Source organism: Acinetobacter sp. YH16056_T (assembly GCF_024605895.1).
Taxonomy (GTDB): Bacteria; Pseudomonadota; Gammaproteobacteria; order Pseudomonadales; family Moraxellaceae; genus Acinetobacter; species Acinetobacter amyesii.
Window position 1 is genome coordinate 3033447 of sequence record NZ_CP094545.1, and the last position, 14837, is coordinate 3048283.

The window sequence follows — 14837 nt, forward strand, 5'->3', positions numbered from 1 at the left end:
GTACTCGTCGTAGGATTCGCGACTTATTATATGACCAGTTGAGCCAGCATCAAGCTTCTTTTTAAAAAAATTTGGCAGGCCAGGAGGGACTCGAACCCCCAACATTCGGTTTTGGAGACCGACGCTCTACCAATTGAACTACTGACCTGCAGAGCAAATCGAGAGTCGAAACTCTCGATCTGTACAAAGATAACTGTATTATATTATGCAGTTACTTTAGAAACAACACCCGCACCAACTGTACGGCCACCTTCACGGATCGCGAAGCGTAAGCCAGCGTCCATTGCGATTGGGTGGATTAATTCTACTGACATTTCTACGTTGTCACCAGGCATAACCATTTCAACGCCTTCTTTAAGTGCGATTGCACCAGTTACGTCAGTTGTACGGAAGTAGAACTGTGGACGGTAACCGTTAAGGAATGGAGTATGACGACCACCTTCGTCTTTAGAAAGTACGTATACTTCTGCGTCGAATTTAGTATGCGGTTTGATTGTACCTGGTTTAGCAAGTACTTGACCACGTTGAACGTCTTCACGTTTAGTACCACGTAGAAGAACACCACAGTTCTCGCCCGCACGACCTTCGTCAAGAAGTTTACGGAACATTTCTACGCCAGTTACAGTTGTTTTAACTGTATCTTTAATACCAACGATTTCAACTTCTTCGCCTACTTTCACGATACCAGTTTCAACACGGCCAGTTACTACTGTACCACGACCTGAAATTGAGAATACGTCTTCGATTGGCATAAGGAATGCAAGGTCGATAGCACGTTCTGGCTCTGGGATGTAAGAGTCAAGAGCTTCAACAAGAGCAACTACAGCGTCTTCGCCGTATTGACCAGCTTCACCGTTAAGCGCTGCAAGAGCAGAACCACGGATTACTGGAGTGTCGTCGCCTGGGAAGTCATAAGTAGAAAGAAGTTCACGAACTTCCATTTCTACTAATTCAAGAAGTTCTTCGTCGTCAACAAGGTCGCATTTGTTTAAGAATACAACGATGTAAGGTACACCTACCTGACGAGAAAGAAGGATGTGTTCACGAGTTTGTGGCATTGGACCATCAGTCGCAGCACATACAAGGATCGCACCATCCATTTGCGCAGCACCAGTAATCATGTTTTTAACATAATCGGCGTGACCTGGGCAGTCTACGTGAGCGTAGTGACGGATTGGAGAATCGTATTCTACGTGTGAAGTATTAATTGTAATACCACGTGCTTTTTCTTCTGGTGCAGAGTCGATTGCAGCGTAATCTTTCGCTTCACCGCCGAATTTTTTTGCACATACAGTTGCAATTGCAGCTGTTAAAGTCGTTTTACCATGGTCAACGTGACCGATTGTGCCCACGTTAACGTGTGGCTTATTACGTTCAAACTTAGCCTTAGCCATGCTTTTCTTCCTCGTTTACGTCGAACACAATTCTGAGTAAAACCCAGCTCCGACATATCGCCTAAAAAAATAAACACCCAATACTTGAAAAGCAGACTAAAAAGCCTGCTTCTGGAATCTTGTGCAACATTTAAAGTTGCTAAACTGTAAAATCTGGAGCTCTTATCGAGATTTGAACTCGAGACCTCTCCCTTACCAAGGGAGTGCTCTACCACTGAGCTATAAGAGCAAATATAAGCACTTCAATAGATATGGAGCGGGAGACGAGGGTCGAACTCGCGACATGTAGCTTGGAAGGCTACCGCTCTACCAACTGAGCTACTCCCGCACGATGTTGGTACAAACCACTTATTGAAGTCTTAAAATTGGTGGTGAGGGAAGGATTCGAACCTTCGAAACTTTCGTAGCGGAGTTACAGTCCGCCCCCTTTGACCGCTCGGGAACCTCACCATTTTACACTTACTTCAGTGTCGTTCTTTCTACTCACTCTCAAACTTTCTAAGATGGTGCCGGCACACGGATTCGAACTGTGGACCTACTGATTACAAGTCAGTTGCTCTACCAACTGAGCTATGCCGGCGTTTCTTAGTGTTTCGTACGTTTCGTATCGGAACGGTGTGCAGTTTAGCAAATCTTGAAATCCTTGCAAGTGTTTTTTCTAAAAAAAACGTGAAAAACTCATAAAATCAATCCATTTGATGATAATTCAACCGCTTTGATCACTGCGCGAGCTTTTATTTGGGTTTCATTCCACTCTGATTCAGGATTTGAGTCATACACTACCCCTGCTCCAGCTTGAACATAGACCTTATTTTCTCGAATTACACAGGTACGAATCGCAATCGACATGTCCATTTCCCCATGCCAGCCTAAATAACCAACAGCACCACCAAAAATTCCACGTTTTACTGGTTCAACTTCGTCAATAATTTCCATAGCGCGGATTTTTGGTGCGCCTGAAAGCGTACCCGCAGGGAATGTTGCCTTAAAAACATCCAAAGCATCGACATCATCACGTACTTCACCTTGTACATTTGACACAATGTGCATGACATGCGAATAACGTTCGATCACCATTTGATCAGTCACGTGAACTTTACCGATTTTAGAAACACGTCCAACATCATTTCGCCCCAAATCGATCAACATCAAATGCTCTGCAATTTCTTTTTCATCAGATAGCAAATCTTTTTCTAGCGCTAAATCTTCTTCTTTGGTTTTACCCCGTGGTCGCGTGCCCGCCAAAGGACGAACTGTTGCTACACCATTTTCTAGGCGGGACAAAATTTCAGGTGATGAACCGACGATATGAAAGGGAATGTCATTCTCAAGTGTTTGCCCTTGCACCAAGAACAAATATGGAGATGGATTGAGGTGACGTAGTGCACGATAGACCTGCAAAGGCTCACCATCAAAATCGGATACCATACGATGGCCCGGCACAACCTGCATCACATCACCGGCTTTAATGTACTCTTTTACTTTTGCAATAGAGTCAATAAAGTTGTCATGTCCAGTGATGGATTCAAACTGTGGTGCAGTATGCTTATTTGCTTTGAGTGCAATTGGGGTTGCCAAAAGTTCTTCTAGCTCATCCAATTGTTGCTGCGCTTGGGTATAGGCCTCAGCATCATTTACATCGGCATGTACAATTAAGAATAAAGTATCTTTGAGGTTATCAAAGACAATGACGGTTTTAGATAGCATCATCCAAATATCTGGAATCCCGACTGGGTCAGCTTCTGGCACATTATTGAGCTTCGGTTCGATATAACGCACAGCGTCATAACCAAAGTATCCAACCAATCCACCGGTAAAGCTCGGTAACGCAGGCAAATCTTGCTGTGTAGGGACTTTATATTGTGCTTGGAAGTCACGGATGTATTGAAATGGGTCTGCACATTGTTGTTTTTCAATCGAGCCATCAGCATGTTGAACGGTCAACTGCCCTTCATTACACGAAAATACGGTGGACTCACCCAAACCAATAATGGAGTAACGTGCCCAGTTTTCGCCACCCTCTACAGATTCAAATAAATAGGCTTGTTTATGTTGTTTTAATCGCGCAAAGACAGAAAGTGGAGTTTCTGTATCTGCCAAGCGCTGACGATATACCGGAATCAAGTTATATCCAGCAGTTTTCAGTTGTTCAAATTGAGTTTGTGTAGTCATTTGGGTTTCTCTATATTTCGCGTGGTCAATTTCAGTTAATTTCTTCTCATGCTGATTGAGTGACGCCATCGAAAACCTACACACTTGCTCATTTTCACTTCCTTAACCCTACTTATTTCAACCCAATAATTCTTTTAAGTTATCAACCACGTGCTGCGGCTGACAATCTCGAATATTTTCACCATGATTATAGCCATAGCTGACCACAATACAATCAATACCCGCACGACGTGCTGCCTCTACATCATTGACAGAATCACCCACCATCAAAATTTGCTGTTTCGGCAAGGCATAATGCTCCGCACAATACTCTAGCTGCTTGGGATGTGGTTTACGCTCTTCAAAACGATCTCCGCCAATCACATCATCAAAGTATTCATGCATACCTAGTGCCTGCACAATACTGCGTGCCGGTTGCTCTGGTTTATTGGTCACACAAATCAGAATTTTCTCTTCTGCTTTTGCCCAATCCAAGAACTCTAGAATGCCGTCAAAGGGCTGCGTCAAAACACAAGGATCTGCATTGTAAATCTTTAGAAAAGTTTCCAGTAAAAGATGGTGCTGTGCGGCATCCACCTTCCCGGTCAAGTATTCAAGTACGCTATGACAAAACAATGAAGTTCCTTTCCCAATCCAGTTTCGCACCTGCGCTTCTGTGACCAACGGTAATTGCAACGCATTTAAACTCATATTCATCGCACGATGTAAGTCAGATGCTGAATCGACTAGCGTTCCATCCAGATCAAATAAAATCATTTGGCGTTCTGCTAAACGAACTTCAAACATAATGTCCCTCTATTTTTTTGTAAATTTTCCCCATAAAAAAGGCATGCCCATGCATGCCTTTTGAGGAATGTCTCGGTTTATTTAAACAAGACCCATGCAATAATTGCAAGAATGATTAAAACAATGACTGAGATTAAGCCCACAGAGGCATTTTTTTGCGCTTCACGCTCTTGCTCTACACATGTCGCTGGAATTTCTACATCACATGCTTCATTTTTCGGAACAGCAGTTACGTCAATTCCCTCAGGAATTGGTGCAGGTTTAGGCACATCTACATTGGTCGGCATACCATCACGAGTCAATTGAACTGAGCTATCTCGCTCTTTCAACTCTGGCATACCTTGATCATTCATTTGTTGTGCTGCGGTTTTAACGACAGGCTCTTGTGCCTTAGTCTCAGACGTGTTTGCTACAGACTCTTGTGCCACATTTTCAGAAACTGCAACAGCTTCAGACGGCTGCTGAACAGGTGTAATTTCTTCTGTTTGCAATGCTTCAACGCTTTGTTCGATATCCGCTGGAATCTGAACAGCTTTAGCTGGAGCCAATAAACTAAACTTCACACTGGCAAACTGTACAATATCACCTTCTTTTAAAAGTGATTCACCAGTCAAACGGACATCATTAATAAACGTCCCATTAGATGAATTGAGATCTTGCAACCAGAGTGCCTGATCTTTCAGTACAAAGGCAGCATGTTTACGCGATACATCAGATTCTTGTAAAACAATATCTGCTTGTTGATGACGCCCCACCAACATATCTCGCTCAATACTAATTTCTTGTCCTGTTAAATCACCAGAAATTGCTTGAATTTTCCAAGTCATGAAGTTAATTCTCTATTGCTCGTTTTTTTCATCATAGCATGCTGTGGTTTCAAAGCTAAACCACCCTGCCGTCTAACCTAAGGCGTGCCCGCCACTTTGCCATTCGGTACGGTAATGGTTTGGCGCTTCACCGCAGGTTCAATGGCGACTGGCGTGGAGACCACTGCCGCTGGCTGTGTCATTTGTGGTGCTGTCGGTACCGTCTTATACACAGGGGCTGGCGCTGTACCTTTTGAAACAGGTATGCGCTGTTGATACACATCATCCACATTTTCAGGCAATTTCGCAAAATTACCATCATTATCCAGTGCCAGTTGCAGACTATAGAGCTGACTGTAACGCTGCTGAGACATTTTCTTCACATCAGCAGAATTTCCAACAATAGTCGGATGAATAAAGATCAGCAAATTACGTTTACTGTTGGATTTTCCTTCCGAACTAAAAAGTTTACCCAGTACAGGAATAGCCCCTAGCCCAGGAACCGATTGACGCCCATGCAATGTATTGTCAGAGATCAAACCACCCAACACAATCGTTTGACCATGCTCTGCCAAGATCGAGGTTTTGATCGCACGTTTAGTCGTAACCAAGTCCGACGCTTGGCCTTTATTGTCTTTTACATCAGAAACTTCTTGCTCGACCTCTAAACGCACCGAACCACCGTCGCCAATATGCGGCACAACTTTCAACGTCACACCGACATCTTTACGCTCAATCGATGTGTATGGATTGGCTGTGCCACCATTGGTGGTGACCGAACCTGTCACAAATGGAACGTTTTCACCCACCACAATATAGGCTTCTTCGTTGTCCATCGTCACAATCGACGGTGTAGATAATAGATTCGATTTGGTTTTTTCTTTTAGGGCCTGAATCATCGCACCATAGAGTTTGCGTGAACCATCACTGCCTTCACGATAATCACCAAGGACCAAAGAAGTACCCGCACTCACCGCGCTACCTGCACCCGCAGCGCCACCAGTTAAATAACCTGCGGCAATATTCTTTAAACTAGAACCAAAGTTATCAAAGTTAATTAAGCCGATACCACTACTGATATCACCCAACGCCCATTGCACACCGAGTTGATCGGTATCCGTGCCTTCGACTTCAATAATCGCCGCTTCGATCAGCACTTGCTGACGACGAATATCGAGCTGCTGAATCGCAGATTCAATTTCACGCATGAGCTGCGGATCTGCTTTCACAATCAGTGCATTTTGTGTGGCATCAGCAATAATACTCACGCCATTGGCATTAAAGCTTGAGATACCGTTTTGCGTATTATTGGAAGAGTTATTACTGTTGAGGTTAATACCTGAACTGGTGTTATTTTGTGAACTGAATGACTGTGAATTCGAACTGTTACTATCATTCATTAAACTGTTCATCGTGCTGCTATTTGAGCTATTCGATGAATTTGTACTCGAAACGGCCTGCCCTGTGACCAAGCCTTGTAAGATTTCTGACAAGTTTTTGGCACTTGCATACTTTAGACGAAAAACTTTCAATCCACCCAATCGATCTGCAGCAGGCACATCTAAGGTCTCAATAATCTTACGAATACGCTTACGTGTCGCTGTATCACCTTTAATGATAATACGATTGGTTCGATTGTCCGCAATAATACGAATTCGTGAACCTTTCGGGTCTTTTGATGCGCCGGTCGAACTCATCGACTCTAACAGCCCAATCATTTCTTCGGCCTGACTCGATTGCAGCGTCACGGCTTCGATATCATTTTGACCCGTTCCATCTAAATTACGAATAATCGTTTCGAGCTGGTAAATATTACTAGCACGGTCTGAGACGATCAGCGCATTGGTCCCCGCCACTGCTGACAAATGTGCAAATTGCGGCATCAGTGGACGTAGGGCTGGAATTAAGTCGTTGGCATTGGTGTTATCAAGCCAAATTACTCGGGTGACAATTTGGTCTCCAGACGCACGGTGGCGCGCATCATAAGGAATGCCCGAGCTTTTTACATTACTGTCTGGAACCAGTTTAATGGTGTTGCCCGATGGAATCGCCACCACGCCATTGACATTCAATACACCGAGAAACAGGTCATAGACTTCATTTTTATTTAAAGGCTTATTGGAAATAACCGTTACATTTCCTCGTACCCGTGGGTCAACTGCAAAATTTTTCCCCGTGATATCTGCGACTTCATTAATGAATGCCGTAAGATCTGCATCACGTAAATTGATTTTCCATGTTTGTGCATAACTTGCTGTGCTGACCATAGCAACCAAGGGCACCATGGCATAGGCAGCTAAAGTTGAACGGTTATTATTAAATAAAGCCATATACGCCTGTGTTTCCTAACCCTATAAAGTGATGAAACATCACTAAAAATCCTGTTGTATGGTCATCACTTGATCACCACGTTTGACTTCAAGTTTCACCTGCCCTTCACGGCGGGCTTGTTCTAATAATTGCGCCTCAGATTGTCCTGCACCGACCGCCTGCCCATTTAAAGACATGATGCGGTCACCCGGCTGCAAACCCAATTTATTTCTTAAGGCTGCAGGTGTTCGATTTGAAACTTCAAACCCACCATTACCTGATGGATTCACCCCCATTTCCTGCAGATATTGCTCACGATTTTCTGTCATGCGTTGTACGGCCTGACCAATCGCGGACTGCGTCGTGCCTTGCCCTGAATTTGCAGGATTAGCTGCATTTTGCATGCTGTTATTTTGCAAAGATCCGCCTGATGTTGCATTGGCTGTAGGGACAATCGGTTGATCTAATCCGTTTTCAATACCTTGGAACGCTAATTCACGCCGTGCACCATTACCCTGCGTTAAAATCACCTTATCCCAATAAACTTCAGCCAGTTGATATGATGAACCTTGAATGGTTTCTCCAACCAAGTAGCGATCTGAACTCTCATTGACCTTAATCACTGCCGACGAGTAGCGACTTGGCTGTCCAACCACCACACCTTGTAACACCATATTTAACTGCGCGTCAGCTGCTGAACTGCGGTTTTCCTGAAACAAGGCAAAAGAGCTAATATTAGGAACTTGCGTTTGCTGTGAACCCAATTCAACTCGGTCTAACTGCATGGCTTGTGGCGGTGCAATCAATAACCAAAATAAAGCGGCTAACTTCCAGCACAGGTACAAAATTATTAAAGCCAAGACCACAGGTGCAAGTCGATCTGTTTGCTTCCAATTGATCTCGCGGATTTTTTCGAAATAGTCAGCCATCAGTTCACCCCACTCAATAGAGGTTGACGCGAACTAATCACATACGTATCTAATCCTGCCTTACCTTCATAGGAAGCAACATTCATCAAAAAGCGCTGGGTTAATTGCACATCCAACATGAGGTCTGGCTCAAGTGATAAATTCATCATCTTTTGTTCGCGTTGATCTCGAACATCAATCGACAATTTGCCATTATCATCTTTTAATTGAGCTAACATGGCAGGCACATTCATTGACTCTTGACGCTGTGCAAAGCTAAAGGATAAATCCCCACCTGCCCACTGCATCTCGCCTAATGACTGACTAAATCCCTGTTGTGGCTTATATTTAAACTGCACATCTTTTAATTGAATGGCATTCGTTGGCCATTGCCAATCGGCAAAACTTTTTAAAGTTTCAGGGGCAATTTGACCCTCTAAGTTTTTGATGCTGATACTTTTGCCAAAACCATACCCCATAACACCTTGCAGTTTGGTATTGCCACTATGAATTTCAACATTTGCACCCAAGCGTAATAAAATCAAGTCCCACGGGCGTGTGTTCCAGTTTAAGGAGCCTTTCAAATTTCCTCGTGTCCAATCTGCTTGCCCATGCCAAATATTGCCACTGACGTTATGTAGCATTTGGTTATTTTTATAAAACTTTGTAATGAGCCACGCTGCTGGCACTTGCAGCATAACGAAAATTAAAAAACTGATCGCAGCAAAAATGAGCCACCGAATATTATTAGTTTTATTGATCATCCCACCACAACCGATCCATCAATTTTTTTCCATCATTTAAACATTTTTCTTTATAGACACATTATGCATACTTTTTCTGCATAGCCAATTCAAAGAGATAAAAAAACCAGGCATTTGCCTGGTTTAATTATCCTGAACTCAGGATATGACGATTTCATGAATTGTTCTTAAATTAAGAAGTCTTCTAGTTTCGCGCCTTTTTCTAACTCAGCCACTAACCAACGTGGTTGTTTACCACGACCAGTCCACGTGTCATCTGCATTGGTTTTGCTACGGTAACGTGGCTCAACCGCTTTACGCGTTGATTTTTTACGTTTGCTTAAACCAAATTCAAGAATTTGTTCAACGCTTAAATCTAAATTTTCTGCAATTTCAACAATACGGTTATACGCATCTTCAATCGCTTGATCTTTTTTAGATGCAATCAGTGCTTCAGCTTCTACTTGAAGCTTCTTTAACTCTTCAACTGATAAATTACTAATATCAGGCATAATCTTTAACTCCAAAATTTCATTTTAATAATGCTTATGAAAACTCGCTCATAATATTATAATAAAATTTTTATTCAATAAATAATTTTCATTTTACTACAATATTTTAACACGACTCCTTAAAATATATAAAGTTAAATTGTATTTAAATATTATTTCCCACTGAATTTTCTAAGGCTTTTATTTTGGTTTTAATATTTTCTGGAATAGAGGTTTTTTGCAGGGTCATTTTATCCACGCACACAATAACCGCATCGCCTGTTGCAACGATTTTTTGTTGCTGTTCACTCCATAATATATAACCCATACGAAATGCACTATTTCTTAATTCTTCAACGCGCGTTGCCACTTTTAAAATATCAGGATAAACCACGGGGCTTAAATATTTACACTGGCTTGAAGCAACAACCGTAACCACAGACTGATTAAATATATCCAACTGATCTAAATAACCAATCCGCGCACTTTCCATATAACGATAATAATGCACGTTATTTACATGACCAAAAGCATCCATATCCCCCCAAGCTACGTGTTGAGTATGAATCAATGAATATTGAGCTAAATTTTCTTGCATATAATGTCCTTATATTCTAATTTCCATAAAATTAGAATTATTTTCAAATATTAAATTTAATTGTTTGGTCAAATCTTCCTGCTGATTTAAAGCTGACTTGATGCGTAAATAACTCATTAATACATCATCTGGATATAATTCTAATAAAGCATCTGCCTCAGCTTGGCGTGCTGTCGCTTGGTAAATATTCCATTTTGCAAAACTAAAAACAGGCAGCGCAGGATACTTTTCTTCCCAACGTTGAATCTGCTGTTCTACAGCCACATAGTCAGGGTTTTGCTTCAGCATTTTTTGCTGGAACCACAAAAAGAACACTTCTTTGTTAAATTGCTGTTCCAGCAAATGAATAGCCAATTGCTCATGTTCCTGACTCATCTCTGGCATACGAGACAAGACTTTTAACCACAGCACTTTGACCACATATTTCCGCTCTGTGATTTGATCCTGCAAATCCAAATAGCGCTGTTTTAAATACTGCAAATCATCGACATCAGCTTGATCAAACGCAGATAACAATTGCTCCAACCAAGCTTGTTTTGTCAACTCATCTAAATGTCCATAACGTGTCGAACGCAAGTACAACCAAGGAAACTGCAAAGCAAACATCCCCCACAGCGTAGTTAAGCGCTGCTCATAGGCACTACTGACTTTTTGTAACCAGGGTGATAATTGATGTTGATTCAAAAATTCAAGATGGGTTAATGCCTTTTCACCATCGTGTTGGGATAAATAAATTTCAATCCGTTGCAATTCTGCAAGTTCAAAAGCCATTGGATTGGTCTGACTTAATGCATTTAGTGCGGTTTCATATTGTTGCTGAATCCAATATAAACGCGCATCGATCACCCCTTTTAATAATCCAGACTCAGTAAAAGCTTGCTGAATAAAGTTTTTTTGATCTTGCGCAGCATTTAAAAGCCAAATAACAGCCAATTGCTCATAGGGATGTAGTTTATTAAAACTAAAGACCGTTTCAGATTTACGTTGTTCTCGGCTTAAATAACGTTTAACCGCATACCAAAGCATTTGCACGATCAAACTCAGTAGTGCCAGCAATAATGCTAAAAACCAAATATTAGATTGAACTTGCCATTCACGCCAGTATAAATAGACATAGCCTGCACCATGTCCAAAACTCAGCAAACTAATAATGGCAACAACCAATAAGCTAATAAATAAATAGGCCAATAAAATATGTTTCATAGTCGATTATCCTATGAGTGCCCGAGTATTTAAAAGCGGTACAGAAATAACCGGAATATCCTTTAATTGTTCTAAACGTTGGCGTATTGGTTTTAATGAAGCATCTGGCAATTGCTGCATAATTTGAATAATTTCAGTAATTTCTTGTTGAAATTGAGGATATTTTCCTTGATTTAAAACTTGCTGAGCCAAAATTAAACGCAACTGCATTTCTTTTAATACCAAGCTACGCTGCATTAATACGGGACTCGGTTGCTCGACCGATTCGACTTGAATCCATTTTTGCCAAAAAGAAAGACCCTTTTGCTGCTCTTTTGATCTGTATGGCTGCAATATTTCTTTTTCTAACAATTGATCGATGGATTGCAGGGTATTTTTCACTTTATCAGATTGCAACTGACGCTCTGTCACATATTGCTTTAAGGTCTCACGGTCTTTTTGAATCACCTGATGCAAACTCATACGCAATGCAGGTGACAAGCTCAACTGATCTAATTGTTGGTCTAATTGGTTTAATTTTTCCAAAGCGACAGCAAATTGTTGTTGCTGCATGGCAAATTCAACCAAATCAAGTTGCTGACCCACCACCATCATTGGCTCAATGCTATGGGTCGCCTCAGCAGCAATCGAAGCATTCGATGTCGTTGCAGCCGACATCTCGGTCGTTGTGCCACTCAACTGACGTTTCAAAGCCACGACCTGATCATTCAAACCTGCATTGCGCTGTTGCAATAAAGTTTGTTGTTGCATCAGTTCGGTTTGTTGAGCATTGACCTGAAATAGGTCAAAACTGAGTTTAGCCAACCAAAGTACGGCGACAATGACCACAACGACAAACAACTTCTTCATGTATTTCCCTGCACGACTTGCACATGCTGCAATATGTGTGTCGCGTTTAAATCTTCGAGTTGAATAATTTTAAAATCTTTGTTCAGTGTTATACGACTTTGCTCAAGTAGCTCGAACAACCTTGCACCTAAAACTAAAAAATGTGCATGACTCAGCACTGATAAATGCGACTGAATCAAGTCAAGCCAATTGAGCCAACTGGCCTCACTGGTGATCAACATACAATACGGAGATGACAACTGATGTTCAGAAATGAGTGTTTTTACTTTTTGAGTGGTCTCTTCCGGTAGATGCCGTTCGTATAGCACAAAATTGAGAATCTGAATGCCACGTGCTAGCAACTGCTGCATCATAAATTGACGACCACCTTCACCGCGCCAAAACGCTACACAAGCCCCGGCCTCTAATTGTTCTAAATGGCTTAAGGTGAGCATTCCCTCTGAGGTTTCCACCTGCGGCACAACACTGTGAATGCCATAATCAGCCAGCTTTGCTGCGGTTGCGTCACCGACTGCAATCCATTGAGTATGTTCGAGCTGTTCAAGTGAAATGCCTGCCTTACGCAGACCTTGTATACCAAAGGTGACCGCAGAGGGGCTCACCACAACCAATACATCCGCAGCACTCAACTGGGCGTAGCACGCTGCCAATGCTTCTGACCATGCCCGCGGCTTGAGCTCAAGTAATGGAAGCTCAGCCACAGCAACACCCGCAGAGCGCAGCGTCAAGCTAAGCTGCGTTGCACGATCTGCTGGACGTGTATTGATAAAAAGCATGTATTAATACAGTGCCTTTAAAATTTCACCTGCACCTTGGGCTAACAAGTCTTGGGCCAATTTGACACCCAACTGTTCAGCTTGTTCGGGAAGACCTACTTGCTGTGCTTTCAACAAGGTTTGACCGTCAACACTACCGACACGACCTTCCAAATGAATCTGACCATTTTCTAAGGTTGCATAACCTGCAATCGGTACTTGGCAGCCACCTTCTAGATATGCATTAAAAGCACGTTCTGCGCGTACACAGGCATTGGTCTCTGCGTGCATTAAGGGCAAAATTAAATCCAATACAGCTTGATCTTGGCTACGACATTCTAGGCCCAATGCGCCTTGTCCAACTGCAGGTAAACTCACAACAGGCTCAAGAGTATGACGAATATGCTCTGCTAAACCCAGACGCTTCAACCCTGCACTGGCCAAAATAATCGCATCATAGTTGCCCGCATCGAGTTTAGATAAACGCGTACCCACATTGCCACGCAGATCAATAATCTCAAGGTCTGGACGTTGTTTTAAAATTTGGCATTTGCGGCGCAAGCTCGATGTCCCCACCTTCGCACCTTGTGGTAAATCATCAAAACTGTTATAGGTATTTGAAACGAAAGCATCTAATGGATCTTCACGCTCACAAATCACGGCCAAGCTTAAACCTTCAGGCAAAGCCATTGGCACATCTTTCATCGAATGAACTGCCAAGTCTGCACGACCATCCAACAACGCCGCTTCTAATTCTTTTACAAATAATCCTTTCCCCCCAATTTTGGCTAAAGGGGTATCTAGAATCTTGTCACCTTGGGTCACAAAGGTCACCAACTCAACTTTCAAATTTGCATGAAGTGCTTCTAAGCGTGCACGAATATGTTCCGCCTGCCAAAGTGCAAGCGGGCTTTGTCGAGTTGCGATCTTAAGGATATTCATAAATTTTAAAATACAGTCTATAGGGCTATTATTCTAAACTTAACTTGCTCAGTTGAAAATGCAAGCTTAATTCGCAATGTGCTTTGACACTTGCCCTATAATTTTTGTATTCGCTCACGTAAATTCGGTAAATGTCGACGGCTGACCGCCAAACGCTCTTCTAAATCTCGACAACGCACCTGATACTGCCCCGAGCTTACGACTTCTAAACCCTCTAAAAAGCTCACAGACACCAAGGCATTGCGATGGATGCGTATAAAGCGATCACCAAATTCATGCTCTAAATCCTTCAGCGTTTCATCAATAAGTACATTGCCATTTTTATGCCGAACAGTGACATATTTCTGATCTGCAAGAAAATAATAAATATTTTCCACAGGGACCAGTTCTACACCACGATAAGTCTTTGCCGCGATTTGATGGCGGCTGATTTTAATTTCGTCCATATTTTCTTTTTGTTTTATCGTGCTCAATTGAGCTTGGGTTAATTTAGTTAAATGATCTAAAACCTGCTGCAATTCCTGTTGCATAACCGGTTTTAGTAAATATCCCTCTGCATTCGACTTAAATGCATCAAGTGCATGATGATCATATGCAGTACAAAAAATAATAGCGGGCATGGGATCTAATTCACGCAACAATTTAGCGCAAGTCAGCCCATCCATTTCAGGCATTTGTATATCTAGTAAGATGACATCAGGCTCGAGGCTTTGAGCCAAGTCAATCGCTTGTTGACCATACGAAGCTTTCGCAACCACCTGATGTCCAAGTTGAGTGACTAAACGTGACAATCGCTCTACTGCTAGAGGCTCATCATCACAGATCAGGATGTCCATTTCTCCTCCTTATCTCGTTAACGTCATTTATTTTTATTGGTCAA

General features: G+C 42.2%; 14 protein-coding genes and 5 tRNA genes. All 19 read right to left on the minus strand.

Going from position 1 to position 14837, the window contains the following annotated elements:
- Window positions 1-72: 72 nt before the first annotated feature.
- The 19 genes from MST17_RS14725 to MST17_RS14815 all read right to left on the minus strand — a co-directional run bounded on the left by MST17_RS14725 (window position 73) and on the right by MST17_RS14815 (window position 14793).
- Window positions 73-148 (minus strand) — tRNA-Trp (locus tag MST17_RS14725).
- Between the two features lie 55 nt (window positions 149-203).
- Entirely contained in the window at window positions 204-1394 is a 1191-nt protein-coding gene (gene tuf, locus MST17_RS14730; protein WP_078190047.1) for an elongation factor Tu, read from the minus strand.
- A gap of 154 nt (window positions 1395-1548) precedes the next feature.
- Window positions 1549-1623, minus strand: a tRNA-Thr gene (locus MST17_RS14735).
- 23 nt (window positions 1624-1646) lie between these two features.
- A tRNA-Gly gene (locus tag MST17_RS14740) sits at window positions 1647-1722 on the minus strand.
- A gap of 38 nt (window positions 1723-1760) precedes the next feature.
- Window positions 1761-1844: transfer RNA gene (locus tag MST17_RS14745), tRNA-Tyr, on the minus strand.
- 54 nt (window positions 1845-1898) lie between these two features.
- Window positions 1899-1974, minus strand: a tRNA-Thr gene (locus tag MST17_RS14750).
- Window positions 1975-2072: 98 nt separating this feature from the next.
- Window positions 2073-3566, minus strand: coding sequence for an anthranilate synthase component I (gene trpE / locus MST17_RS14755; RefSeq protein WP_180025953.1), 1494 nt, complete (start codon window positions 3564-3566; stop codon window positions 2073-2075).
- Between the two features lie 117 nt (window positions 3567-3683).
- Complete coding sequence (gph, locus tag MST17_RS14760) at window positions 3684-4352, minus strand: phosphoglycolate phosphatase (RefSeq protein ID WP_180025946.1); 669 nt, start codon at window positions 4350-4352, stop codon at window positions 3684-3686.
- Between the two features lie 77 nt (window positions 4353-4429).
- Window positions 4430-5179, minus strand: coding sequence for an FHA domain-containing protein (locus tag MST17_RS14765; protein WP_180025945.1), 750 nt, complete (start codon window positions 5177-5179; stop codon window positions 4430-4432).
- 77 nt (window positions 5180-5256) lie between these two features.
- The gene (gene gspD, locus MST17_RS14770) at window positions 5257-7488 is read right to left on the minus strand and encodes a type II secretion system secretin GspD (protein ID WP_180025944.1); all 2232 of its coding nucleotides are present in this window, start codon (window positions 7486-7488) and stop codon (window positions 5257-5259) included.
- A gap of 42 nt (window positions 7489-7530) precedes the next feature.
- Window positions 7531-8397 (minus strand): type II secretion system protein N, encoded by an 867-nt coding sequence (locus MST17_RS14775; RefSeq protein ID WP_180025943.1) that lies wholly within the window; start codon window positions 8395-8397, stop codon window positions 7531-7533.
- Window positions 8397-9140 (minus strand): type II secretion system protein N, encoded by a 744-nt coding sequence (gspN, locus tag MST17_RS14780; protein WP_180012120.1) that lies wholly within the window; start codon window positions 9138-9140, stop codon window positions 8397-8399. Before gspN ends, MST17_RS14775 begins: the two co-directional genes overlap by 1 nt.
- Before the next feature lie 167 nt (window positions 9141-9307).
- Window positions 9308-9634 carry an H-NS family nucleoid-associated regulatory protein gene (locus tag MST17_RS14785; protein ID WP_180007248.1) on the minus strand — a complete coding sequence of 109 codons (327 nt, stop codon included), beginning with the start codon at window positions 9632-9634 and terminating at the stop codon, window positions 9308-9310.
- Between the two features lie 142 nt (window positions 9635-9776).
- Window positions 9777-10208 (minus strand): thioesterase family protein, encoded by a 432-nt coding sequence (locus MST17_RS14790; protein ID WP_180025942.1) that lies wholly within the window; start codon window positions 10206-10208, stop codon window positions 9777-9779.
- Between the two features lie 9 nt (window positions 10209-10217).
- Window positions 10218-11411: a heme biosynthesis protein HemY gene (locus MST17_RS14795; RefSeq protein WP_180025941.1), complete on the minus strand. Its 1194-nt coding sequence runs from the start codon at window positions 11409-11411 to the stop codon at window positions 10218-10220.
- A 6-nt stretch (window positions 11412-11417) separates the two neighbouring features.
- Entirely contained in the window at window positions 11418-12260 is an 843-nt protein-coding gene (locus MST17_RS14800) for a hypothetical protein (RefSeq protein ID WP_180025940.1), read from the minus strand.
- Window positions 12257-13036 carry a uroporphyrinogen-III synthase gene (locus MST17_RS14805; protein WP_180025939.1) on the minus strand — a complete coding sequence of 260 codons (780 nt, stop codon included), beginning with the start codon at window positions 13034-13036 and terminating at the stop codon, window positions 12257-12259. Before MST17_RS14805 ends, MST17_RS14800 begins: the two co-directional genes overlap by 4 nt.
- A 3-nt stretch (window positions 13037-13039) precedes the next feature.
- Complete coding sequence (gene hemC / locus MST17_RS14810) at window positions 13040-13957, minus strand: hydroxymethylbilane synthase (protein WP_218949166.1); 918 nt, start codon at window positions 13955-13957, stop codon at window positions 13040-13042.
- A 95-nt stretch (window positions 13958-14052) separates the two neighbouring features.
- Window positions 14053-14793, minus strand: a complete 741-nt coding sequence (locus MST17_RS14815) for a LytTR family DNA-binding domain-containing protein (RefSeq protein WP_180025938.1) — start codon at window positions 14791-14793, stop codon at window positions 14053-14055.
- Window positions 14794-14837: the final 44 nt, after the last annotated feature.